General features: G+C 67.7%; 22 protein-coding genes and 1 pseudogene. 8 read left to right on the forward strand and 15 right to left on the reverse strand.

Annotation, left to right across the window (positions count from 1 at the left end; all coding sequences use genetic code 11):
- Positions 1-130 precede the first annotated feature (130 nt).
- Positions 131-1,276 carry a lipase family protein gene (locus GORHZ_RS27420; RefSeq protein WP_006339016.1) on the reverse strand — a complete coding sequence of 382 codons (1,146 nt, stop codon included), beginning with the start codon at positions 1,274-1,276 and terminating at the stop codon, positions 131-133.
- A 91-nt stretch (positions 1,277-1,367) separates the two neighbouring features.
- On the opposite strand from GORHZ_RS27420, the gene GORHZ_RS31150 reads away from it, so the two are divergent.
- A complete protein-coding gene (locus GORHZ_RS31150; protein ID WP_006339018.1) occupies positions 1,368-1,529 on the forward strand; it encodes a hypothetical protein in 162 nt (53 codons plus the stop codon).
- Positions 1,530-1,587: 58 nt separating this feature from the next.
- Here the strand turns inward: GORHZ_RS31150 and GORHZ_RS27425 are convergent, their stop codons facing one another.
- Positions 1,588-2,481: a LysR family transcriptional regulator gene (locus GORHZ_RS27425; RefSeq protein WP_006339020.1), complete on the reverse strand. Its 894-nt coding sequence runs from the start codon at positions 2,479-2,481 to the stop codon at positions 1,588-1,590.
- Positions 2,482-2,577: 96 nt separating this feature from the next.
- On the opposite strand from GORHZ_RS27425, the gene GORHZ_RS27430 reads away from it, so the two are divergent.
- Positions 2,578-3,597, forward strand: a complete 1,020-nt coding sequence (locus GORHZ_RS27430) for an LLM class flavin-dependent oxidoreductase (protein WP_006339021.1) — start codon at positions 2,578-2,580, stop codon at positions 3,595-3,597.
- Between the two features lie 289 nt (positions 3,598-3,886).
- Here the strand turns inward: GORHZ_RS27430 and GORHZ_RS27435 are convergent, their stop codons facing one another.
- The 3 genes from GORHZ_RS27435 to GORHZ_RS27445 are packed head-to-tail and all read right to left on the reverse strand — an operon-like array spanning position 3,887 to position 7,361.
- Positions 3,887-5,230: an MFS transporter gene (locus tag GORHZ_RS27435; protein WP_006339022.1), complete on the reverse strand. Its 1,344-nt coding sequence runs from the start codon at positions 5,228-5,230 to the stop codon at positions 3,887-3,889.
- Positions 5,231-5,254: 24 nt separating this feature from the next.
- Positions 5,255-6,244 (reverse strand): PDR/VanB family oxidoreductase, encoded by a 990-nt coding sequence (locus GORHZ_RS27440; protein ID WP_006339023.1) that lies wholly within the window; start codon positions 6,242-6,244, stop codon positions 5,255-5,257.
- A gap of 1 nt (position 6,245) precedes the next feature.
- Entirely contained in the window at positions 6,246-7,361 is a 1,116-nt protein-coding gene (locus tag GORHZ_RS27445; protein ID WP_006339024.1) for an aromatic ring-hydroxylating dioxygenase subunit alpha, read from the reverse strand.
- A 127-nt stretch (positions 7,362-7,488) separates the two neighbouring features.
- Here GORHZ_RS27445 and GORHZ_RS27450 point away from each other — a divergent pair, with 127 nt between their 5' ends.
- The gene (locus tag GORHZ_RS27450) at positions 7,489-8,079 is read left to right on the forward strand and encodes a PadR family transcriptional regulator (RefSeq protein ID WP_006339025.1); all 591 of its coding nucleotides are present in this window, start codon (positions 7,489-7,491) and stop codon (positions 8,077-8,079) included.
- 127 nt (positions 8,080-8,206) lie between these two features.
- The gene (locus tag GORHZ_RS30445) at positions 8,207-9,430 is read left to right on the forward strand and encodes an EamA family transporter (RefSeq protein ID WP_083877461.1); all 1,224 of its coding nucleotides are present in this window, start codon (positions 8,207-8,209) and stop codon (positions 9,428-9,430) included.
- Here GORHZ_RS30445 and GORHZ_RS31880 read toward each other — a convergent pair.
- Positions 9,326-10,189 (reverse strand): annotated as a pseudogene (locus GORHZ_RS31880) (alpha/beta hydrolase); the annotation flags it as partial. The gene GORHZ_RS30445 and the pseudogene GORHZ_RS31880 overlap by 105 nt on opposite strands.
- Before the next feature lie 121 nt (positions 10,190-10,310).
- Between GORHZ_RS31880 and GORHZ_RS27460 the strand changes: the two are divergent.
- A complete protein-coding gene (locus GORHZ_RS27460; protein ID WP_006339033.1) occupies positions 10,311-11,570 on the forward strand; it encodes a MurT ligase domain-containing protein in 1,260 nt (419 codons plus the stop codon).
- Positions 11,567-12,289, forward strand: coding sequence for a type 1 glutamine amidotransferase (locus GORHZ_RS27465; RefSeq protein ID WP_006339036.1), 723 nt, complete (start codon positions 11,567-11,569; stop codon positions 12,287-12,289). Before GORHZ_RS27460 ends, GORHZ_RS27465 begins: the two co-directional genes overlap by 4 nt.
- A 164-nt stretch (positions 12,290-12,453) precedes the next feature.
- Here the strand turns inward: GORHZ_RS27465 and GORHZ_RS27470 are convergent, their stop codons facing one another.
- The 8 genes from GORHZ_RS27470 to GORHZ_RS27505 form a co-directional block, all read right to left on the reverse strand.
- Positions 12,454-13,161 carry a uracil-DNA glycosylase gene (locus GORHZ_RS27470; RefSeq protein ID WP_040533832.1) on the reverse strand — a complete coding sequence of 236 codons (708 nt, stop codon included), beginning with the start codon at positions 13,159-13,161 and terminating at the stop codon, positions 12,454-12,456.
- 29 nt (positions 13,162-13,190) lie between these two features.
- Complete coding sequence (locus GORHZ_RS27475) at positions 13,191-13,736, reverse strand: uridine kinase family protein (RefSeq protein ID WP_006339047.1); 546 nt, start codon at positions 13,734-13,736, stop codon at positions 13,191-13,193.
- Positions 13,733-15,349 (reverse strand): alpha/beta fold hydrolase, encoded by a 1,617-nt coding sequence (locus GORHZ_RS27480; RefSeq protein ID WP_006339049.1) that lies wholly within the window; start codon positions 15,347-15,349, stop codon positions 13,733-13,735. Before GORHZ_RS27480 ends, GORHZ_RS27475 begins: the two co-directional genes overlap by 4 nt.
- A 41-nt stretch (positions 15,350-15,390) precedes the next feature.
- Complete coding sequence (recR, locus tag GORHZ_RS27485; RefSeq protein ID WP_006339051.1) at positions 15,391-16,002, reverse strand: recombination mediator RecR; 612 nt, start codon at positions 16,000-16,002, stop codon at positions 15,391-15,393.
- Between the two features lie 6 nt (positions 16,003-16,008).
- Positions 16,009-16,425: a YbaB/EbfC family nucleoid-associated protein gene (locus GORHZ_RS27490; RefSeq protein WP_006339054.1), complete on the reverse strand. Its 417-nt coding sequence runs from the start codon at positions 16,423-16,425 to the stop codon at positions 16,009-16,011.
- Positions 16,403-16,732, reverse strand: coding sequence for an Imm10 family immunity protein (locus GORHZ_RS27495; RefSeq protein WP_006339058.1), 330 nt, complete (start codon positions 16,730-16,732; stop codon positions 16,403-16,405). Before GORHZ_RS27495 ends, GORHZ_RS27490 begins: the two co-directional genes overlap by 23 nt.
- Before the next feature lie 75 nt (positions 16,733-16,807).
- Positions 16,808-17,716, reverse strand: a complete 909-nt coding sequence (locus GORHZ_RS27500) for a pseudouridine synthase (RefSeq protein WP_373279640.1) — start codon at positions 17,714-17,716, stop codon at positions 16,808-16,810.
- A 35-nt stretch (positions 17,717-17,751) separates the two neighbouring features.
- The gene (locus GORHZ_RS27505) at positions 17,752-18,189 is read right to left on the reverse strand and encodes an SRPBCC family protein (protein WP_006339060.1); all 438 of its coding nucleotides are present in this window, start codon (positions 18,187-18,189) and stop codon (positions 17,752-17,754) included.
- 78 nt (positions 18,190-18,267) lie between these two features.
- On the opposite strand from GORHZ_RS27505, the gene GORHZ_RS27510 reads away from it, so the two are divergent.
- The gene (locus tag GORHZ_RS27510; protein ID WP_040533834.1) at positions 18,268-19,689 is read left to right on the forward strand and encodes an FAD-binding oxidoreductase; all 1,422 of its coding nucleotides are present in this window, start codon (positions 18,268-18,270) and stop codon (positions 19,687-19,689) included.
- The gene (locus tag GORHZ_RS27515) at positions 19,686-21,026 is read left to right on the forward strand and encodes a class I SAM-dependent methyltransferase (protein WP_006339063.1); all 1,341 of its coding nucleotides are present in this window, start codon (positions 19,686-19,688) and stop codon (positions 21,024-21,026) included. The genes GORHZ_RS27510 and GORHZ_RS27515 overlap by 4 nt, the downstream gene beginning before the upstream one ends.
- Before the next feature lie 849 nt (positions 21,027-21,875).
- Here GORHZ_RS27515 and GORHZ_RS27520 read toward each other — a convergent pair.
- A complete protein-coding gene (locus tag GORHZ_RS27520) occupies positions 21,876-24,230 on the reverse strand; it encodes a DNA polymerase III subunit gamma and tau (protein WP_006339065.1) in 2,355 nt (784 codons plus the stop codon).
- Between the last annotated feature and the right edge of the window lie 40 nt (positions 24,231-24,270).

Raw genomic sequence — 24,270 nt, forward strand, 5'->3', positions numbered from 1 at the left:
GCTTCGGTACGGTGGGACTCGAAAATCGTCGCACGGCGCGCCCGTATTCGCCGGGGGTTCGCGCCTGTCTGCCCTGAGGGCTCCACAAGATCCGGGATACCCAGCACAGGAGACACGACCGACGGATATTTCAGCGCTCTGACGTGACCTCATCGAGAAACTCGATCGCCTTCTTCACTCCGCCGCGTTCGCGGAGATCGCTGTGACCGGCGTTGATCGTAGCGAAATCGTAGTCCGTACCCGCCGATCGGAAGCCGGCCAACAGTGCCCAGGTCAACGGCAGCGGCACCGTCGTATCCCGCAAGCCCTGCACGATCATGATCGGTTGGGCGTAATCGCTGGTCGGGATGGTCATGTAATCGCGGATTGCCGAGCGGAACACATTGTCGCCGAGCGGTTTCGACAGCAGGTCGCCGGGTCGGGCGCCATCCAGGATGCCCTCCCACTCGGGTCCGCAGGCGGTGCTCACCTCTGCGATGACACGCTTGCCCAGCGGCGACAGGTAGGACTCGATGTCGACGTCGTGCTGATGCGACGACATTCCCGCGAGGATCGCGGCCAACGACCCGGCGGTCACCTTCGGCAGACGCATGCCGGGACGCAGCAACGGGACGACGTCCTCGAAGTTCGAGGCGGGCGCGAGCGCGACGGTGCCGCGGAAATCCAGGTCGGGTGCGTAGCGCTCGACGAGGTGACCGGCGCCGAGCGCCGCCTGCCCGCCCTGCGACGAGCCGCCCACCGCCCAGGTCTGCGAGAGGCCGACGAACAACGACCGTGCCGCGCGCACGATGTCGATGACGGCGGTCGCCTCCGACCGCGTCTGCAGATACGGGTGCGGTCCGGGTGATTTCGGGCTCAGGCCGATGTAGTCGGTGGCGACGACGGCATAGCCGGCGCGGTTGAGATCGTCGATGGTCGGTGCGGTGCCGCGGATCAGATCGGCCGAATCGGCGAGCCCGCAGTTCTGTCCGAGCCCGGAGGTGCCGTGCGCCCAGGAGACGACCGGCCATCCGCCGTCGGGACGGGGACCGGACGGCAACCGCACGATGCCCGATGCACGCACGACCGCGCCCTGTGCGTCGGTCGTCGTGTAGGCGATGCGGTAGACACCGTCGAGGCCACCCCACTTACCGAGCTGAGAGACCGCCGTCATCAGGCCGGGCCTGGTGGTCACGGCGGAGGCGGGAGCGCCGACCCACGACGACACCGCGAGCACGACGGCGGCGATCAGTCCGGCGGCGCCCGCTCGTAGCGCGGGGGCAAGCGTGATCCTCATCGGCTCACACTCGAGCGCCCGATGTGAGGCGCCCGACGAATACGCGCTGCTGACGTGCCACGGGACCCCTCCGTGCGGACAATGGAATGACATGGACACCTTACAGCTGACCACCATCATCGCCATGGTCCTCACCCTGACCATGGCCGCCGCCGGCATCGGCGTGCTGATCGGGCTCCTGGCACGGGCCGAGCCGCGTCCTCTGCGGGTCCGCACCGACGACGATCCTTCCGACGGCACACCGCTCGGCTGACGTCGGCCTTCACCGGCGCGCCCATAGACCTCGGTGGTCGGTGTTCATGGCGTGCCGGTCATCGGGGCTCCTGCCGCCTATCGCGCGCGGTGCCGACGAGGTGATCGACCACGGTGGCGACGGTACGCCGTGGCGATGGCCGCGTCAGCGCCTCGTAGACCCGTGCCGCACGCACCCCCTTGAGTTCCAGGCGTTTCACCCCCCGATGCCGGACCGCGAAGCGCGGGATCAGCGCGATCCCGTGATCGGCGGCGACGATGGCCTCGATGGTGGTGAAATCCAGCATGCGCTGGGTCACCCGCGGTGCCACCCCGGTCAGCGCCGAAATCGACAGCAGCACGTCGTCGACCGGGAATCCGCCCTCCACGCTGATCCAGTCGCAGTCGGCGAGCTCACGCACCTCGACCTCGTCACGCCTCGCGAGCGACGACTTCCGCGCCACCACGACGTCGACCGGCTCGCGCATCAGCTCGGTGACCTCGACCCGTGGCAGCCGCACCGATGCGGTGCGCTCGTCCCGGTGGGTCACCACGACGTCGAAATCCGCCAGGGCCGGCGGTGCATCCGGATACCCGACGTCGAGTCCCGCCGCGCGCACGTCGATACCCGAATCGGCGACCCGATCGAGCACACCCGGCAACAGCAGACTCGCACCCGACGGGAACATCGCCAAGCGCACCGACGTCTTCCCCGACCGGTAACCCGCCATCTCCTCCTGGGGCCGCTCCACCGCGGCGATGACGTCGTCGGCGCGCAACACCAGCGCGTGCCCGGCATCGGTCAGCCGGATCCGGCGTCCGTCCTGTTCGAGCAGGGCCACGCCGACCTCTTTCGCCAGCACTTTGAGCTGCTGGGACACCGCCGACGGCGTCATGTGCATCGCGTCGGCGACGGCGCCGACCGAGCCACGGTCGGCAAACTCCCGCAGCAATCGCAGGCGCTTCACCTCCATGTGAAGTAACGCTACCGGTGTTGGCCGCTACGGTTAAGGCCTGCTTCATCGCAGGCGCTGGGGAATCAACCGGACCGGAGTACCATTTAACCCACCATGAAGAAGATCGGATTCCTGTCCTTCGGCCATTGGTCGGACTCGTACGGCTCGCAGGTGCGCTCCGGCTCGGACGCCTTGCTGCAATCCATCGACCTGGCCGTGGCGGCCGAGGAGCTCGGCGCCGACGGTGCGTACTTCCGGGTGCACCACTTCGCCCGCCAGCTGGCCTCACCGTTCCCGTTGCTGTCGGCGATCGGCGCCAAGACCGACCGCATCGAGATCGGGACCGGGGTCATCGACATGCGGTACGAGAATCCCCTCTATATGGCCGAGGACGCCGGGGCGGCCGACCTGATCGCCGGCGGGCGTCTGCAGCTGGGCATCAGCCGGGGCTCGCCCGAGCAGGTGATCGAGGGCTACAAGTACTTCGGCTATGTGCCGCAAGGAGGTTCGACCGACGCCGAGATGGCCCGCCAGCACACCGACGTCTTCCTCCAGGTGATCTCCGGCGGCGGCTTCGCCCAACCGAATCCGCGGCCGATGTTCCCGAATCCCCCGGGCCTGCTGCCGATCGAGCCGCAGTCCCCCGGCCTTCGCGACCGCATCTGGTGGGGCGCCGGCACCCGGGCGACCGCGGAATGGACGGCACAGCAAGGGATGAACCTGATGAGCTCCACTCTGCTCACCGAGGACACCGGCGTGCCCTTCCACCAGCTGCAGGCCGAGCAGATCCAGCGGTTCCGCGATTCCTGGGACGCGGCCGGTCACGCTCGTGAACCGCGGGTCTCGGTGAGCCGCAGCATCTTCGCGATCGTCGACGACCGTGACCGCGCCTACTTCGGACGCCGCGGCGCCGAGGAGGATCAGGTCGGCGTCATCGACAACGCTGTCGCCCGGTTCGGACGCAGCTATGCCGACGAGCCGGACAAGCTCGTCGAACAACTCCGCGAGGACGAGGCGATCGCCGCCGCGGACACGCTGCTACTGACCGTCCCCAACCAGCTCGGCGTCGAGTACAACGCCCATGTCATCTCCTCGATCCTGACCCACGTGGCGCCCGAACTCGGTTGGCGCTGAAGGCCGTTGATCCGAGGGTGAGCGGTCAGATGCCGAGCGCGCCGGCCGAGGTGTTGCTCGCCCAGGTCGCCACGTCGTTGAACTGGTTGCGCGGCGCATACAGCCAGATCGTCGGACTCGTCACCCGCCCCAGACACCGGCGCCCGCGATCAGCACGGCCGCAAGTAATACCCCCGATTTACTCACCGTGTCATGGTGTCATGTCGCACGCAAAACCGTCCGTTATTGAACCACGCGGCGCCGGAGTTGGGCCGGCGCTGACGGCGCCGGCCCAACTCCGAACGGTCGGTCAGACCGAGGCGGCCACGACGGATTCGGTCTTCGCCGCGACGGCCGGCGTGTCCGTCCGACGCATGGCGAGCAGCGCTACCGCGGCGAGGACCACCACGCCGGCGACCCCGAAGTAGAGCTGACGCGGCGTCCACCCCGAGTCCAGGAGCGCGCCGGTCACGGACGGAGCGAGAATCGCTCCGGCGCGACCCACGCCGATCGCCCAGCCCACTCCGGTCGTCCTGATGTGCGAGCCGTACTGGGACGGTGCGAGCGTGTACAGCCCCGCGATACAGCCGTTGATCAGTCCGCCGATCAGCACGCCGAACACGAAGGCGACGGCCAGCATCGGGATCGAGACGATGAACGCGACCATGAACGCGGCCGAGAGCAGGGTGAATCCGATCAGCACGGTGCGTGGCGCCCAGCGGCTCGCGATCACGCCGAACATCACCGACCCCACGGTGCCGCCCAGGGTCAGCATCATTCCTGCGGTCGCGCTCTGGTCCCTGGTCAATCCGGCGCTCTCGAGCAGGGACGGCGTCCAGGAGTTGACGAAGTAGAAGCCGTACATGGTGGCGAAGAATGCCGCCCACAGCAGCACGGTCCCGCGTGCCCGGCCGGCGGTGAACAGATCTCCGATCCGCCCGGTCCGTGCAGCGGTGCGTCCCGTCACCGGCGTGAGCGTGTCCACCGGGTCCTGTCCGAGACGACGCGCGATCTGGTTGACACGGCCGAGGTCGCCGGGGCGGGCGCGCATCGCGAGGTAGTCGATCGATTCGGGCAACAACACGATCAGCGTCGCGAGGATGAGTCCGGTGAGCACCGCGCCCACGACGAACACCGAACGCCAACCGTATTCGGCCTGCAGACCGACGGCGGCCAGACCGCCCAGGGTGGCGCCCACGCCGTATCCCGCGGTGTAGACACTGATCGCCAACCCACGCCAGCGCGACGACGAGTACTCGCTGGCGATCACCGTCGTCGACGCCAGGATTCCACCGATGCCGAGTCCGGTCAGGATACGCCAGACACCCAGCTGCCAGGGCGATCCGGCGGTGGCCGACAGTGCCGTGCCCGCCGCCGCCAGAGCGACGGATGCGAGGATCAACGGCCGACGACCGATCCGGTCGGCGAGAGGGCCGAGTACCATCGCGCCGATGGCCATACCGACCAGGCCCGCGCTCAGCAGGACACCGATCGCGGCGCCGCTGAGCGCGAACTCCGACGAGATACTCTTGGCGGTGAATGCCATCGCCATCACATCGAATCCGTCGAGGATGTTGAGCACCACGCACAATGCGACGATCAACCACTGGTAGGGACGCATCGGCGACATGTCGATGCGAGAACGTAGATCCATTTCTTGTCCTTCGGGGGTGGGGAATCAGGCGAGGTTGAGGGTGAGGCCGGCCGGCTTCCGGGTTCTCGGGCAGTTCGGCGTTGCGGCAACGCGGGAGACGCAGGCACACAGTCTGTTCGAGGTCTTCTTCTGTTCCTCGCTGAAGAAGACGTCGCGGTGGTCGATGCTGCCGTCCACGGATTCGACGTCGACCTGACACAGGCCGCACTCACCCTTTCGGCAGTCGAACATCATGTCGACGCCCGCGCGTTCGAGTGCGTCGAGCAACGACTCCCCGGTTCCGACGGTCGTCTCGACGCCCATGCTCGGCACCCTCACGACGAACTCCTCGGGATCGAACCAGCCGCTGCTGCCGAAGGTCTCGTAACGCAGGTTGGCGGGCGGAAGCGACCGATCCAGCCACGCCCGGCGCACCGCGTCCATGAGCCGGATCGGGCCGCACATGTAAAGCTCTGTCTCCGAGTCGATTCCGCCGGTCAGCTCGGTCACATCGAGCACGCCGCCCTCGTCGTTGGCGTAGACCTCGAGACGCTCACCGTGCAGCTCGGTGAGCTCGTCGAGGAAGGCCATCGCCGATCGGGTGCGCCCGACATACACGAAGCGGTAGTCGGCGCCGAGCCTGCGGAGGACCTCGCCCATCGCGACCATCGCGGTGACCCCGACGCCTCCGGCCACCAACAGATAGCTTGCCGCACCTACGCGTAGCGGGAAGTTCTGCATCGGGACCGTCACGTCGACGGTGTCACCGGGTTGCAGCGAATGCATGTACTCCGAGCCACCCCGCGATGTCGGCGACCGGCGCACTCCGAGTGTCACCCCGCGACCGTCCGGCGCTCCGGCCACCACGGAGTAGGAGCGGATGTCTCCGCCGGGCAGACGCACATCGACGTGACATCCCGGCTCGGTGCGCGTCGGCACGTCGGTGGCGATCGCGATCCGGGCGATGGAGTCGGCCGCCATCTCGATCGAGACGACCTGTCCACGCAGCCATTCGGGCTGATTCATCGCTGCCATGTCAACGTCCCGCCCCGACGATGTGGCCGCGGGTGGCGATCGCACGCTCCGCCTCGACCATCCGCTGGATGATGCGACGTACCCACATGCCGCCGGCATCGATGTTGAGGTTGTAGAACTCGTGATCGGGGTTTGCCTCGATCGCTTTCTGCTGTGCGGTCAGCATGGCCTCGTCCTCCCCGAAGACGCCGTGCACGCCCTCGCGGAGCTGGGTGGTGATGAGCTGACTGTCGAGGCGGTAGTCGCGCATGAACGCCCAGAAGTAGAGTGCCGTGCGCTCGTCGATCGGCGTGATGGTGTTCATCACGAACCCGTTCACACCCTGACTTCGGTCGCCGTCGGGCGCACCGGTTCCGGCCCGGGCGACGCCCACGTCGATCCGGATGGTCGACGGCGCCTGGAACTCGATGATCTGCCAGCGGTCGACCCTGCCGGAGAACCCGGGGAATTTGTCATTCATGTTCTTGCGCCAGAACGGGGGTGCCTCGATGTCGAGCATCCAGCGGGACACCGTCACCGTGCGTTCGTCGTGCGTCACGACGAAGTCGGATTCGCTCAGCTCGTCCTGCCCGATCGACGACGAATGCACGAACTCCTCGTGCGTCAGATCCATCAAATTGTCCAGCACGAGTTGATAATTCGCCTGCACATCGATGGTGCGGCCATCGCCCGCCCAGTCCGGCGAGTCCATCTGGAACATGTCCGGGATCGTCGACGGATCGGCCTGCGTCGGATCGCCCGGCCACACCCAGATGAACCTGTGCCGCTCCACGACGGGATAGGACGCGACCATCGCCGATGGATTGATCGTCTCCTGCGCCGGCATCTTCGTGCATCGGCCGGCCGAGTTGAACTGCAGACCGTGATACGGGCACTGGACTCCATCCGAACCGACCAAGGTTCCCATCGACAACGGCGCGAGACGGTGCCAGCACGCGTCGGCGAGTGCAACCGGCCGCCCGTCCGTCGTCCGATAGAGCGCCATCGGCTTGCCGGCGATGGTTCGCGCCACGATCTCCGAGCGGCCCACCTCGTGATCCCAGGCCGCCACGTACCAGGCGTTGAGCGGAAAGGCCATGTTCTTCGCCGTTGCCCCGGACGGGCTCAGATCGGTCATTCGGGTCTTCCTTCGGTAGGTCGTGAGTGCCACTCACTACATCGATAGATAGTTGGTGATATGGCACACAGACTAACTATCTCCATAGTCTTTGGCAAGAGTGAGTCGCCTGGCGTTGAATAGAGCCATGAGCCTGCGCCACGCCCTGCTCGCGATGTTGACGGCCGAGCCGATCACCGGATACGACGCCGCCAAGCGGTTCGAAGCCTCGGTCGGGCACGTCTGGCACGCGCCCGATTCGCAGATCTATCCGGAGTTACGCCGGATGGAGAAGGACGGACTGGTGGTCGGCGAACAGGTCCGGTGGGGACCTCGGAGCACCAAGACGCAGTACTCGATCACCGACGAAGGGCTGCACGCGCTACGCGAATGGATGAACAGCTCGCTCGACTATCAGCCGATCCGGGATCCGGTTCACATGCAGGCCGCCTACTACGAATGGGCCGACCCCGAACGGGCCCGCGACCATCTCCGGCGTCATATCGCGCACTATCAGGAGCAGGTCGACCGGTGGACGGTGATGCGTGAGTCGATCATCGACGCGACACATCCGAGCATCGCGAAACGCCTGGAGAAGTTCCCCGCCGAAGACCACGAACGGATCATCGCCTACAAGGCCTTCGCGTACGAGGGGCTCATCGACCGCGGGCTGTCCGAGATAGCTTGGGCGGAAAAGGGTTTGGACCTCATCGACAAGCTGTCACCCGACGGCGGGTGACATCCACGACGTGGCACGTGCGGCGCGATACCGAGGTTTCACATCCCGACTTGGTTAAGAGTTTCTACATCAATGCTTCGATTTAATTCGCTTGTTCTGTACGAAGATCGTCGCCACGATGGTGCTCATGACCAACCGCGATCGGCTCCTCGGGCTCGGCGTGGTCGCGATGTGGGGATTCAACTTCATCGCGATCCGACTCGGGCTCGACCATTTCCCACCGTTCTTCTTCGCCGCACTGCGGTTCGCGGTGATGGCGGTTCCGGTGGTGCTGTTCGTGCGGTTCCCGCAGGTGCGGATGCGTTGGTTCCTGCTCTACGCCGTCGGCTTCGGCATGGTCCAGTTCGCGTTCCTCTTCCTGGCCATGCACCTCGGCATGCCGACCGGTCTGGCATCGCTGGTGCTGCAATCCTCCGCGCCGTTCACCGTCCTCCTCGGTGTGCTGTTCCTCCGGGAACGGATGAGCCCGCTACAAGTGGTCGGCATCGCCGCCGCGGTCGCGGGCATGGTGATCATCGGCGTCGACCGCGCCACCCACAGCACACTGGGCCTCGGTGCCGTCGTCCCGATGATCCTGACCGTGCTTGCCGGCCTGAGCTGGGCGGTCGGCAACATCGGCTCGCGTCTCGCGGTGCAGAAAGGGCCCGCTCGCTCCGCTCCCGGCGCCCGTCAGTCCGGGCCCGCCGGCTCCGCTCCCGGCGCCCGCCTCGACGATCCGCTGCGCATGACCCTCTGGATGTCGGTCGTGCCGCCGATCCCGATGTTCGCGATGAGTCTCGTCCTCGACGGCCCGACCGCGGGGACCGACTCGTTGACAACGTTGGGCTCGCGCAGCGGCGTGCTCGCACTCGTCGGCCTGGCCTACGTCGTCCTGCTCGGTACCATCGCCGGTTCCGGCCTGTGGACGATGCTGATGTCGCGCTATGAGGCGAGCCGGGTCGCCCCGTTGTCGTTGCTGGTACCCGTCATCGGGATCACCGCGGCGTGGCTGCTGCTCGGCGAGACACCCACCGCGGTGGAGGTCGGCGGCGCGGTGATCGTCATCGTCGGATGTGCCGCCGGTGTGCTGGCCGCACCGGTCAATCGCCCGCAGCTGCCTCCGCTCCGCTCAGCGGAACGCGTCGACGAGCGCCGCGCTGATCCGATCCACCGCGGCGCGGGCGTCGGGGCTGATCAAGGTCATGTTCGCGAACCCGTGGATGAGGCTGCCGGCGCGGTCGAGGATCACCGGCACGCCCGCCGCCTCCAGTCGGTCGGCGTAGGCGATGCCCTCGTCGCGGAGCGGGTCGAACCCCGCGACGATCACGTAGGCCGGCGCGAGGCCTGTCAGGTCCTCGGCCAGCAGCGGTGACGCCCGCGGGTCGGTGCGCTGGTCGACGTCGGGCACATAGTGGTCGATGAACCAGGTCATGTCCTCGTCGGTGAGGTAGAAGCCGGTGGCGAACTCATGGCGTGAGGCGCGGATCGCCGAGATGTCCGTCGCCGGGTAGATGAGCATCTGCAGACACGGCTCGACCTCCTCGCCCCGGACCTGCTGGGCGACCACGGCACTCAGGTTGCCGCCGGCGCTGTCGCCGGCCACCGCGATGTGCTCGGCCCTCACCCCCCATGTCGGCGCCATCGCCACGGCGAACCGCCACGCCGCCACGGCGTCGTCGGCGGCCGCGGGGAACGGGTGCTCGGGCGCCAGGCGGTAGTCCACCGACAGGATGTCGGCGCCCGTCGACACCGCGAGGCGTCGTACCAGGTTGTCGTGGGTGGCGCGGTCACCGATGACCCAGCCGCCGCCGTGGAAGAACACGACCAGGCCGATGGATTCCACGTTGGCGCGGTAGCGCGTGGCATGGATCGGGCCGTCGCGACCGTCGATGACGAGGTCCTCCTCCACGGCCATCGGGGGGTGGTTCTCGGCCAGTGTCGGCGCACTCTCGCGCAGGTCGGCCCGCGCCTGATCGACCGGCTTGCCGGTGATCCGCATCGCGGGCACCTTGTCGGCGATCGAGCCGACCAGGGCTGCTTCGGGGGCGAGACGGTCACCGTGGGAGTTGACCTGCCCGTTCTTCACCAGTCGGTGCAGCAGGGCCGGCGGGAGATGTCCGACTCCCCTCATGACCGCGTGCTGGATACGGGCAGGGAACGTCAGTGTCGTCGCTGTGGCCTGGCTCACGGCCGCGAGCCTACCCGAAGCGCACCGTCGCGCTGCCGAAGACGGCTTGTGTCAGACTCTCTGCATGTCCGACCGCGTGAGAACACCGATGCGCACGAAAGCCGCGCTGACGGCCGCCTCCGCGGCGCGCTGGGCATCACGCGCGACCGGCCGTGGCAAGGGGTCGATGATCGGCGGGCTGATCGCCGCGAAGATCGACCCGGACATCATGAGCCGCCTCGCCGCCGGGAAACGTACCGCCCTGGTGACCGGAACCAATGGGAAGTCGACGACGACCCGCATGACCGCCGCGGCCCTCACCGAACTCGGGGCGGTCGCGACGCAGGCCGATGGCGCCAACATGGATGCCGGCATCATCGCCACGCTCAGCATGGAGCGGTCGGCGCCGATCTGCGCGCTCGAGGTCGACGAACTGCACGTTCCGCACGTCAGCGACGCCGTCGGCCCCGAGGTGATCGTGCTGCTGAATCTGTCGCGAGATCAGCTCGACCGCGTCGGCGAGATCAACATGATCGAACGACGGCTCCGCGAGGGCATCGCGCGTCATCCGTCGGCGACGATCGTCGCCAATTGCGACGACGTACTGGTCGCATCGGCCGCGTTCGACGCGCCGACCGTGATCTGGGTGGCCGCCGGCGGCGGCTGGGTCGGCGACTCGGTGAGCTGCCCACGCACCGGGGAACCGATCATCCGGTCCGGTGAGGACTGGTTCTCCAGCGGTGACGAGACCTTCCGCCGTCCCACTCCGGACTGGTGGTTCGACGACGAGAACCTTCACGGTCCCGACGGATTCTGTGCGCCGATGACCCTCTCGGTCCCGGGTCGCGCCAACCGCGGGAACGCCGCTCAGGCGGTCGCCGCGGCCGTCGCGATGGGTGCCGATCCGGCCAAGGCGGTGGCCGCGGTGGGCACCGTCGGCGAGGTCGCCGGACGCTACGGCATCCACCAGGTCGGCAACCACTCGGTGCGCACCCTGCTGGCCAAGAATCCGGCCGGGTGGCAGGAAGCACTGTCGATGATCGACCAGGACGCGGACGGCCTGGTCATCGCGGTCAACGGGCAGGTCCCCGACGGCGAGGACCTCTCCTGGCTGTGGGATGTGCGGTTCGAGGCGTTCGAGACCATGCAGGTGGTCGCCGCGGGTGAGCGCGCCGCCGATCTGTCGGTGCGGCTGCTCTATGCCGGTGCCGAACACACCACCATCCCGGATCCGATGAAGGCGATCGCGTCGTGCCCGCCGGGACGAGTCGAGGTGCTCGCCAACTACACCGCGTTCCGCGATCTCGGGATCGCGCTGGAGCGGGCCGAGCAGGCGCGGCGATGAGCGAGTCCACCCTGCGGATCGGGTTGGTGCTCCCCGACGTGATGGGCACCTACGGCGACGGCGGCAACGCCCTGATCCTGCGGCAACGGGCCCGCATGCGGGGCATCGACGCCGAGATCATGCAGATCACCCTCGACGACGAGGTGCCTGATTCCCTCGACGTCTACACACTCGGCGGCGCCGAGGACTACGCACAGCGACTCGCCACCCGCCACCTCACCCGGTATCCGGGCCTGCAGCGAGCGGCGGCCGCCGGACGTCCGGTGCTTGCCATCTGCGCGGCCATTCAGGTGCTCGGACACTGGTACGAGACGTCGGCGGGTGAACGGGTGGACGGGATCTCGCTGTTCGACCTGACCACCTCCCCGCAGGAGAAGCGGGCCATCGGCGAACTGGTCACCGACCCGGTGCTACCCGGACTCACCCAGCCGCTGAGCGGGTTCGAAAACCACCGCGGCGGAAGCAAACTCGGCCCGGATGCGTCGCCACTGGGCCGCGTACGGCACGGCGTCGGCAACGGCGTCGGCGACGGCACCGAGGGCGTCGTCGCGGGATCGGTCATCGGAACCTACATGCACGGACCGGCACTGGCCCGCAACCCGGAACTCGCCGACTACCTGCTCGCCCGGGCGATGGGTTCCGATTCGCTTGCCCCTCTGGACCTTCCGGAGGTCGACCGGCTGCGTAAGGAGCGGCTCGCCGCCGGACGTCGGGGTTGATCATGCCCGGGTGAAGATCGCGGCGTGGAACCGGGGACACTTCTCCGACCCGCAGATCGAGCACTCGGTACCGGGCCCGGAATGCAGATGGGCGTCCCGACGATGGCCGCATCGGCACCGCCTCTCCGGGCCCTGGCCGAGCCAGCGCACGAACACATTCAGATTCATCTCGCCAATCCCGCATTCTCGGCCGCAGCCGTCAGTACCTCGACGAGCATGTCCGGGGTGAGCCGACCGGTGAACGTATTGTGTTGGCTCACATGATAACTAGCGAAGACGGTGAGTTCGCGGTGATCCCGGCGGATCACCGTTCGCGCGCCGTGGGCGAATTTCGGCCGTGGCCGTCCGACTTCCCAGCCCAAGTCGGCGAAGGCCCGCAGCCCGGCCTGCCAGCCGAACGCACCGAGCACCACCACCGACCGCAGCGTGGGCATCAGCAACTCGAGCTCGGCGTCGAGCCACCGTGCGCAGCGATCCCGCTCGGCGACGGTCGGCTTGTTCTGTGGCGGCGCGCAATGTACCGGCGCGGTCATCCGTACCCCATACAGTTCGGTGCCGTCGTCGGCCGACACGACGGTCGGCTGACTCGCCAGACCCGTGTCGTACAGAGCACGGAATAAGACGTCGCCGCTCTGGTCCCCGGTGAACATGCGACCGGTGCGATTTCCACCATGGGCGGCGGGGGCCAGTCCCAGGATCACCACCCGCGCATCGTCGGGGCCGAAACCCGGCACCGGGCGTCCCCAGTAGGTCTGGTCGGCGAAGGCGGCGCGCTTCTCGTGAGCCACCTGCTCGCGCCACGCCACCAGTCGGGGGCACGCCCGACAGTCGACGAGGTCGGCGTCGAGAGCTGCGATGGTGCGGTAGGACACAACCCACGGTAGCGCCGGGAATCGCTCGATCAGTCCAACACGCGACACCGGTCACGGGTACGGTCCACCGCGAACCAGCCACGTTCGAACCGCTGCCACCGCTCGAGCATCGGGCGGGACTCCTCGCCGTCGCGGGCAACCGACCGTTCAAGTCGTTCCGCGGCGGTTCCGCCATCGAGCCACAGCGAATGGCTGAGCCGCGGCGCGATCCGCCGGCGCGCCGACGACACACCCTCGATGATCAGCAACGGCTCCCATCGCAGCCACACCGGGCGGCCCGGCTCGGGCACACCGTCGCGCCAGACCATCGGCCGGTAGCGGTAGTCGTGGCGTCGGATGAAGGCCTGCAGCACATCGGTTTCCAGCTCCGGCCACCAGGCGACGGGGTTGTCCCAGGTGGCGAAGTCGTCGGTGCGGATCAACTGCACGCCGATGCCCCGCTCCCGCAGCCGGTCCACCAGCGCATCGGCGACGGTGGACTTGCCGGCACCGGAAGGCCCATCGATGGCGACGATGCCGGTCTCCATCTCGGCCGCCAGCCGGTCCAACCGGGCGTCCACGGTGGAGTCGATCATCGACCCAATCCGATACCGGTCCGTGGTGGCGGTGTGGTGAGCGAGGCGGTGATCGGTGCCTGGGGAACCGATCGCACCGCCGTCCGGCCCGTACGTAGGTACTCGACGATCGCGCGGTCCAGCGGAGCATTGTGCCGACCCAGTTGCGCGTGGTCACCCCCACCCACGGTGATGAGCCGACTGCGCATCACCCGCTGCATCGCGAGGCCGCCGCGGTACGGGGTCTGCGGATCTCCGAGACTCTGGATCTGCAACGGCTGCACGGCAAGTCCCCGATTCGACAGCGTCACCGGCCGAACCACCGGTGGCGCACCCGCGCACGCCAGCCCCGACGCGTAGTAGAGCCCGGGGGCGTCGAACACATCACCGACGACGAAGTCCGCGTAGACCGCCGCGGGGATCTGCGCAGGTTGCGCCGGGACCTGATTCTCGTTGCACATGATCAGGTTCTGCATCTGCTGCAGGTTGGTCAGGATCTTGATCAGCTGTGGCGATATCTTGGCGGGCGGTGTGGCGCGGCCGTTGGTCCGCATCGCGACCAGGGGCCAGGCGTTGCGGTCCGGCGCGGCCAGGCGGGTCAGGCCCAGCAACGACGACGTCGCTTGGTTGCCACCGGGAACCAGCAATGTCGCGATCAGGTTCTCCACCCCGGCACGGGCTTCGGCGGTGAGATTCGCACCGGCGATGTACTGCTGCGCAACTGCTCGCAGTCCGGGCGGTACGTCGGCCACCTGTGCGGGCGGCGCCGCGAGTGACGGCGGCACACCGGACTCCTCGGTGACCTTCGCACTCCACGCCCGGTAGACCGCAAGCGGGGTGGTGCCGAGATGATAGATGTTGTCGTGCTGCGCAATCCACGCCATCATCTCGTGGACACGGCGCTTGTAGCCATCGGTCTGTGACGCCAGCACGTCGTTCCAGATCCATGACGGGTCGACACCGGAGTCGAGCACGAGGCGGTCGGTGTGGCGCGGAAAAAGTGTCGCGTACGTGGACATCAGCAGCGTGCCGTAGGAGATCCCATACAAGCTGACCTTGTCGACACCGAGCAGCCGGCGGACCCATTCGATGTCGCGGGCGGTGTTTTCGGTCGTGATGGTGCGGACGTAGCCGGGCCGGGACTTGTCGCACCGCTCGCGGTTCAGCGCACCGGCGGCGGTGATCGCGGCGAGCGTGTCGGATTCCTGGACGGGGGCGCATTCGACCGGGGTGGAGGACAGCAATCCCCGCGGCTGTACGGCGACGAGATCCCACTCGTCGCGCATCGCGTCCGGCAGCGGCAGCGCCGAGAACATGGCGATGGCGTCACCCCCGGGCCCACCCGGGTTGCCGATGAGCACGCCCCGCCGACGACCGGGATCGCGCGCTGGGAGGCGACTGACCAGGATGTCGATCGACGGCCCGGTGGGATCGGCATAGTCGCGGGGAACCCGCACGGTCGCACATCGAACGTCGGGACCGGCACCGTGGATCGGTGGGCAGGCGCCCCAGCGCAGCGTCTGGGCGGGTGAGGCATCGGCGGCCGACGGCGCCGTCAGCACACCGAGAACCGCTCCGATCGTCACCACGGCCGCGAGCAGCCGACGGATGCGTGTGCGTCCCGGACTCGTCACGGGTCTTTCTGTCGCAGTCATCGCGGTACGAGGGTGATGCGCTAAGCCAGAATCCGACGCCCCGAGAGCGCACGTCCCAGGGTGAGTTCGTCCGCGAACTCGAGGTCGCCGCCCATCGGCAACCCGGAAGCGAGTCGGGTCACCGACAGGCCGGGGAAATCCTTGAGCATGCGTAACAGATACGTCGCGGTGGCCTCGCCCTCGGTATTCGGGTCGGTGGCCACGATCACCTCGGTGACATCGACGCCGTCGGTTTGGTTGGCGAGCCGCCGAAGGAGTTCCCGGATGCGCAGCTGGTCGGGCCCGATCCCCGACAACGGGTCCAGCGCTCCCCCGAGCACGTGGTAGCGGCCGTCGAACTCCTTGGTCCGTTCGATCGCGTGCACGTCCTTCGGTTCCTCGACGACGCAGATCTTCGTCGCGTCCCGGCGGGCGTCCGAGCAGATCCGGCACAGCCGGTTCGCCGACACGTTGCCGCATTCGGCGCAGAAGGTGACGTCGTCGCGCACCCGTCCCAGCGCCGCGATCAGCCGATCGATCTCGCTGTTCTCGACCGAGAGCAGATGAAAGGCGATCCGCTGTGCACCCTTGGGGCCGAGCCCCGGCTGTTTGGCCAGCTCGTCGATCAGATCCTGGATGGGTCCCTCGTACATCGCGGCCTACTGGCCGAGGCCGGGGATGCCGCCGCCGAGCCCTCCGGCGAGCGGCCCCATCTTCTCCTGTGCCAGCGCCTCACGTTTGCTCGACAGATCGTTCAGTGCGCCGAGGACCAGGTCCTGTAGCGTCTCGACGTCGTCGGGGTCGACGACCTTCGGGTCGATGGTCACGGCGGTCACCTCGCCGGTGCCGTTGCCGGTCACCGTCACCAGGCCGTTCCCAGCCGAGCCGGTCACCTCGGCCGCCGCGATCTCGTTCTGTGCGGACAGCAGCTTCTCCTGCATCTGCTGCGCCTGCGCGAGCAGCCCGGCCATCGGGTTGTCGCCTCCGGCGCCGCCGCCGAACAATGCGCTGGGGTCGAATGGTTGAGTCACGGGTTCCAGGGTAATCGTCGTGTCACCGCAGCAACCGGTCGACATGCTCGGCAAGTTCGTCGACCGTCTCGTCGCCGGCCGGGATCACCACGAACGAGAGCACCTCGTCGCCGAACAGCCTGCTCGCCCGACGGGTGAGCGCGAATTCGAATCGGTCGTCGCGGTGTCGCCACTGCTCGATACCGCCATAGATCGGAGCGCTGGACCCGGTGGTCACGCAGTACTGGTCCGCGTGCGGTCCCCCGACCAGATCACGCTGGATCTGGAAACACGCGTCCGACTCGTCGTCGATGAACACGACGGCCTCACATCCCAGGTCCGGGTGACGTTCATAGGACGCCTGAATGGCCATGGCGCCAGCGTAGCCGCACGCCCGCCCCGCTGATCGAGCAGCGACCCAGGCGCCAGCCGAGGACGCGTGTCGAGATCACCCGTCCGGATCGACCACACTGCGACGACTCTCGAACCGCCGCGCCTCCCCGGTCAGCGGATCGTCGAACCCCAGCGCATACGCGACCAACCGCAGCGGCTGTGAGAAGTCGCCGTGATCGGGCCGTTCGGCCAGGTCGGGCCGGATGTCGGGATAGAGCGGGTCCCCGACGATGCCGACGCCCAGACTCGCCATGTGTAGCCGGAGCTGATGGGTGCGCCCGGTGTGCGGGCGGAGACGATAGATCCCGCCGGCCCCGCTTCGGTCGATGAGGGTGATCTCGCTGATCGCGTTGACCTCGCCGTCGACGACCCGCGCCCGCAGGTCACCGGCGGTCTTCTCGATCCGGTCGGTCACCGTGACCGGGGTGGTCAGGTCGTCACGCATCGGGGCCAGCGCCCGGTACTCCTTGACCACCTGCCGGGTGGCGAACAACTCCTGATAGGCCGAACGCACCTCGGGGCGCAGGGTGAACAGCAGCACTCCCGCGGTGAGCCGGTCCAGCCGGTGCGCAGGGGACACCAGGTCGGTGCCGAGTTGTCGGCGCAGTCGGACGAGCGCGGTCTGGGCGACGTGTCGTCCTCGGGGCATGGTGGCCAGGAAATGCGGTTTGTCGACGACGACGATGGACTCGTCGGCGTAGAGAATCGGCAGGTCGAACGGGATGTGCGGTTCGTCGGGCAGGTCGCGGTAGAGGAAGACCGACGTGTTGAGCCGGGCCGGATCGTCGAGGTCCACCGGATGTCCGTGCGTGTCGACGACCTCCCCGCGTACGGCTCGTGCGCGCAGATCGTCGAGGGTCAGTCCGGCCAAAGACGGCGTCGAGAGCAAACACTCCCCGACGGTGCGTTCCGGCCCCGACCGCAACACCACGCGCGTGGCGTCGACGCCGTCACGCGGCGGCAGCGGCGCGGCGAGACCCCCGCGAGGGCGGCGTCGGCTCAGCTCTCGAGACGCTTCTTGAGGTTGCCCAGCAACGCCGCCTGGATGCGGTTGAGGCCCTTGGGCGCGAAGGTCTTCTCGAAGAACCCGCCGATGCCGCCGGCGCCGTTCCAGGTTGTGGTGGTGGTCACCCGACTACCGGAACCGGAGCCGGCGACAGTGTATTTCGTCACCATCGACGAGTTCTCGTCGGTCTCGGTGACGGTCGAGCCGGCCACTGAGACGGCTGCCTTGACGTCACGCTGCCGCTTGGAGGTGGCCTGCAGAATCCAGTGCACGAGCGTGCCGTCGCCGTTTCCACCGCTGATCACCTGGTAATCGCGGTACTGTTCGGGCAGGATCGCGGGCCGCACCTCGGAGTAGTCGGCGAGCGCGGCGACCACCGCATCGGGGGCGGCGGCGATCTCGATCGACTGGGTTGCGGAAACCTGACCCACGGCTAACTCCTTTTGAACTGATTGGCGGGGGACAAACTCACGTCTTAGGCTAGCCAAGTGAGCTCCGACCAGTTGGAGATGGGGGCGTCGGCATTCGAGAAGGGTGTCGCGACACTCCTGGCGAGTCACCGGGCCATACCGCCCGGGGCGACGGTGAGGTTGGCGAAGAAGACGTCCAACCTCTTCCGTAAGCGTGCCGAGAATCCGAACCCAGGCCTGGACGTGTCCGGCCTGGACCGGGTGATCTCGGTCGATCCGGATGCCAAGACCGCCGACGTCGCGGGCATGTGCACCTACGAGAACCTCGTCGCCGCCACGCTGCCCTATGGTTTGGCGCCGAAGGTCGTGCCGCAGCTCAAGACGATCACGCTGGGCGGTGCGGTGACCGGCCTCGGCATCGAGAGCACCTCTTTCCGCAACGGTCTCCCGCACGAATCGGTGTTGGAGATCGACATCCTCACCGGCGACGGCGAGATCATCACCGCAACACCGACGAACGAACATGCCGACCTGTTCTTCGGTTTCCCCAATTCGTATGGAACTCTTGGCTATTCGGTACGGCTCAAGATCGAGTTGGAATCGGTGCCGCCGTTCGTCGAGCTGCGGCATGTGCGCTTCCACCGGCTCGCCGAGCTGCAGGAGACGATGACGACCATCGTCTCCGACGGCACCTACGACGGCGAGCGTGTCGACTACCTGGACGGGGTGGTCTTCACCGCGGATGAGTCGTATCTCACACTCGGGCGACAGACAGATGAGGCCGGGCTGGGCGAGCGCAGCGACGGGAAAAATGTCACTGTCAGCGATTACACCGGGATGGACATCTTCTACCGGTCGATCCAGCATCCCGACGGTGTGAAGCGCGATCGTCTCACCATCGGTGACTATCTGTGGCGCTGGGACACCGACTGGTTCTGGTGTTCGCGCGCGTTCGGTGCGCAGAATCCCCGCATCCGCCGGTTCTGGCCGAAGAAATTGTTGCGCAGCAGTTTCTACTGGAAGCTCATCGGCTACGACCACCGCTGGAACATCGCCGACAGGATCAACGCCCGTAAGGGTCTGCCGGCCAACGAGCGCGTCGTCCAGGACATCGAGGTGCCGATCGAGAACACCACCGCGTATCTCAACTGGTTCCTGGACAACGTCCCGATCGAGCCGATCTGGCTGTGCCCTCTGCGTCTTAGGGAGCCGGCGCTGCCCGGCGCCGACGCGGCCCGACCGTGGCCGCTGTATCCGCTCGAACCACATCGCACCTATGTCAATATCGGGTTCTGGTCGGCGGTGCCGGTCACCCCCGGCGACCCCGGCCACACCAACAAGCTGATCGAACGCACCGTGGCCGAGCTCGACGGCCACAAGTCGCTCTACTCAGAATCCTTCTATGCACCCGACGAGTTCGACGAACTCTACGGGGGAGAGAACTATCGGCTGCTCAAGAAGCGGTACGACCCGAACGGTCGTCTGCTGGACCTGTATTCGAAAGCGGTGAAACGACAATGACGACCTTCAAGGACAGCTCGACCTCCACCACGCACGAATCACGTTCCGCCCATGACTCGTCGCGGAAGATGACGCTTGCCGAGATCTTCGAGTCGCTGGTCGGGGGGAATCTCTCCATCCGGATCACCGCCTACGACGGCAGTTCTGCCGGCCCGGCCGACGCCGAGTACGGCCTGAATCTGAAGACCTCTCGCGGCACCACCTACCTGGTGACCGCACCGGGCGACCTCGGGCTCGCCCGTGCCTACGTCTCCGGTGATCTCGAGCTCATCGGCGCCCATCCCGGCGACCCGTACCACGCGCTGCGGGCGCTGGCCGCCGACCTCGAATTCAAACGGCCCTCACCGCTCACCCTCGCCCAGATCGCCCGGTCGCTGGGCATCGAGCACTTCAAGCCGATCGCACCGCCACCGCAGGAGGCGCTGCCACGCTGGCGCCGCTTCGCGGAGGGACTGCGCCACAGCAGGTCCCGTGACGCCGAGGTCATCCACTACCACTACGACGTCTCGAACACCTTCTACGAGTGGGTCCTCGGGCCGTCGATGACCTACACCTGCGCCCTATACCCCGACCTCGAGGCCTCACTGGAGACCGCGCAGGAGAACAAGTACCGGCTCATCTTCGAGAAGCTGCGACTCAAGCCGGGCGACCGCCTGCTCGACATCGGTTGCGGCTGGGGCGGAATGGTCCGCTATGCCGCGCGGCGCGGAGTGAAGGTGATCGGCGCCACGCTCTCCAAGGAACAGGCCGAGTGGGCACAGCAGGCCATCATCGACGAAGGTCTGTCCGACCTCGCCGAGGTGCGCCACAGCGACTACCGCGACATCACCGAGACCGGCTTCGACGCGGTGTCCTCGATCGGCCTCACCGAGCACATCGGGGTGAGCAACTACCCCGCGTACTTCACCTTCATGCGCGACCGGCTGCGCGTCGGCGGCATGCTGCTCAACCATTGCATCACGCGGCCCGACAACGGGAAGTCCGGCCGCGCCGGATCGTTCATCGACCGCTACGTGTTCCCCGACGGCGAGCTCACCGGCTCCGGCAAGATCATCTCGAAGCTGCAGGACATCGGCGGCATGGAAGTCATCCACGAGGAGAACATCCGCGACCACTACGCGATGACCCTGCGCGACTGGAACCGCAACCTGGTCGAACACTGGGACGAGGCGGTCGCCGAGGTCGGCGACGGCACCGCCCGCCTGTGGGGTCTGTACATGGCCGGCTGCCGCATCGGTTTCGAACGCGACATCGTGCAGTTGCACCATGTACTCGCCACCAAGCTCGACGACAAGGGCCGCAACGACCTTCCGCTGCGCCCCTGGTGGCAGCCCTAACACAGTCCCCGGCCCCGGCCCGGCCGACAGCACCCAACTTCATGCCGACAGCACCCGGATTCCTGCCGACAGCACCCGGTTCCGCGCCGACGGCGACCGGTATTGCGTCGACGGCACCCGAAGAATCGCCGACAGCAACCGGGTATTGCGTCGACGGCACCCGAAATATCGCCGACAGCAACCCGTTTTGCGTCGACGGCACCCGAAATATCGCCGACAGCAACCCGTTTTGCGCCGATGGCACCCGAAATATCGCCGACAGCAACCGACTTAGCGACGAGAGCACCCGGATTCCGATCGACAGCAACCGGTTCCGCACTGCTGGCACCCGGGATCGGAGTCGAGTACCGCGCGTCGCCAGAGGTCTGGCGACGTCGGGTACGCGATACCATCTGGCGTCGTACGGTTGCCACGCTGTTCAGTTGCCAAAGGACGATGAGTGGCCAGACGGTGGTCGTCGGCGGATGCCAGGCTGCCGGATGGTCAGGCTCGTCGGGCGATCGGTCGGTTCACAGCAGGAACCCGATATCCAGGGACGTGTCCCCATCATCGGCCCCACGAAGCGATCCCGAGCGCGCCCTCAATGAAACGCACAGCGACAACGCTGTCGGCAAGAACTAGGTGCCGTCGGCGCGAAACCGGTTGCCGTCAGCGATATTCCGGGTGCCGTCGGCGCGGAACCGGGTGCCGTCAGCGATATTCCGGGTGCCGTCGGCGCAAAACGGGTTGCTGTCGGCGATATTTCGGGTGCCGTCGACGCAAAACCGGGTGCCGTCAGCGATATTTCGGGTGCCGTCGGCGCAAAACCGGGTGCCGTCGGCGATATTCCGGGTGCGGTGGCGCGGACGATCACTCCAACGGACGAGCGCCCAGTTCCGACTTGAGCAGATCGAGCGCGACCTGATCGGGGTCGAGCCGCCGCTCCGGCGGACCCGAATGTGCCTCGGCGACCATCTCGTCGCGCTCGGCGTCGGTGATCTCGTCGTCGGAGCGCGGTTGTTGCGGTTCGGGGTCCTCGGGTTCGGGCGGTGTCTCGGAAACCGAAGGGGTGGAATCGTCCCGCCGCTGCTCACTCGGTTCGGCCGCTCGACTCGGCCGGGAGAACTGCTGGCGTCGTTGCGGCGGTTGCTGCGCCGTCGTGGATTTCGCCGGGGTCGCCGGCGCCGCACCGGCGGCCGCCAGATGCACGGTTCGCACGTCGAGGTCGGCGGCGAAGACGTCGCGCAGGGCGTCGCGGAGGATTGCGGTCGCGTGAGCGGCCGACAGCCGTCCCACCAGGACCTCGGCGGGGTGAGACAGGACGACGGTCCCGTCCTGCAGATCGTGGATCGCCGCCGCGGACAGCATCGGTTCCAGGCTCTTCGACCGTTCGCGGACGGCGGCCCGCACATCCTGGAACCGCTTACGCACCGTCTCGACGTCGAGGCCGTTCGATGATTCCGGTTCCGGTTCCGGCTCGACGACCCGCGGTGGCGCCTTGGCGGTCTCGGGCTCGGGCGGCAAGTCGTACTCGGGTGGCTCCTCGGGCAACGGGACGTCGTCATACGAGGATGAGATCGCCTCCGGCACAACCGGTTCGGCCTCCGGAGAGGGGCGATCCGCCGGCACGCGTGCCGGTGGCTGCGGGGCCGTCGGGGTGCCACCACCACGGGGTCCCGCCACCCGCGGCGCGACGGGCGTCGTGGCCGACGGGATTTCGGCCGACAGAGGTTTCGCCGGCGCCTCGGGCACGCGGGGCGGGGTCGGGGTCTCGATGACAGGAGGCGCGGTGGGCGCCTCGGGGGCAGGTCGCGTCGGCGCCTCGGCAACGGGACGCGCTGCCGGCGTTTCGACAACAGGGGCCGCAACCGGCCTATCGGCAGGCGCAGCCGTATCGGCAGCAGGCGCCGGAGTCTCGTGGGCCTGCTCCGCCGGCACCGCCTCGGCGGCCTTGCGCTGCGACCGCCGCACATACTTCGGTGGCGGTTCGGAACTCGCCGGCGCCTGCGGTCGGGCCGCCGGAGCTGCGCCCGCCATCTCCGGCGACGCTGTACGCGTGGGCCCGGCCGGAGCCACCGCCCCTGACTCGAGCCGTTCGAGGCGCTGCAGCAGCGCTGCGTCGTCGGCGGAGACCGCGGGCAGCAACATCCGCGCGCACATCACCTCCAGCAGCAGCCGCGGCGAGGTGGTGCCACGCATCTCACCGAGTGCGGCGTGCACGGTCTCGGCGAAACGGGTCAGCGTCGCGGGTCCGAGCCTCTCGATCTGGGCCTGCATCCGCGCCAACTGGTCACCCGGGGCCTCGACCAGCCCGCGGTCGGCGGCGTCCGGGACGGCCTGCAGCAGGATCAGGTCGCGCAGCCGCTCCAGCAGGTCGACGGCGAATCGCCGCGGGTCGTGTCCGGCGTCGATCACATTCTCGACAGTGCCGAAGAGTCGGGAACCGTCCGCGGCCGCGAGCGCGTCAATCGCCTCGTCGATGAGCGCCACATCGGTGACCCCGAGCAGCGCCAGTGCGCGATCGTAGGTGACGCCCTGCTCGCCCGCCCCGGCGAGGAGCTGGTCGAGGATGCTCAGCGAGTCACGCGGGGAGCCGCCACCGGCCCGGATCACCAGCGGGTACACGTCGGGAGCGACGGTCACGTGCTCGCTGGCGCAGATCTTCTCCAGCAGCCCGCGCATCACCGGCGGTGCGAGCAGACGGAACGGATAGTGGTGGGTACGCGAACGGATCGTCGGGAGCACCTTTTCGGGTTCGGTCGTCGCGAACACGAAGATCAGGTGCTCGGGCGGCTCCTCGACGATCTTGAGCAACGCGTTGAAACCCGCGGTGGTCACCATGTGCGCTTCGTCGACGATGAACACGCGATAGCGCGATTCCGACGGCGCATAGAACGCCCGGTCGCGCAGCTCACGCGTATCGTCGACACCTCCGTGGCTGGCCGCGTCGAGTTCGATCACGTCGAGATTCCCGGCCCCGCCGGGCGCGAGCGCCGTGCAGGAATCGCATTCACCGCACGGTGTGGAGGTCGGTCCGTGCACGCAGTTCAGCGACCGGGCCAGGATCCGCGCCGACGACGTCTTGCCGCAGCCACGTGGCCCGGAGAACAGGTAGGCGTGATTGATCCGGCCGGAGTCCAGCGCCCTGCTCAACGGCTCGGTGACGTGCTCCTGGCCCACGACGTCGGCGAAGGTTGCCGGGCGATAGGTGCGATACAGAGCCACGTGACGAGACTACCGGCGCCCACCGACGACCGGTGTGCTC

It is taken from the genome of Gordonia rhizosphera NBRC 16068 (assembly GCF_000298195.1).
GTDB lineage: Bacteria > Actinomycetota > Actinomycetes > Mycobacteriales > Mycobacteriaceae > Gordonia > Gordonia rhizosphera.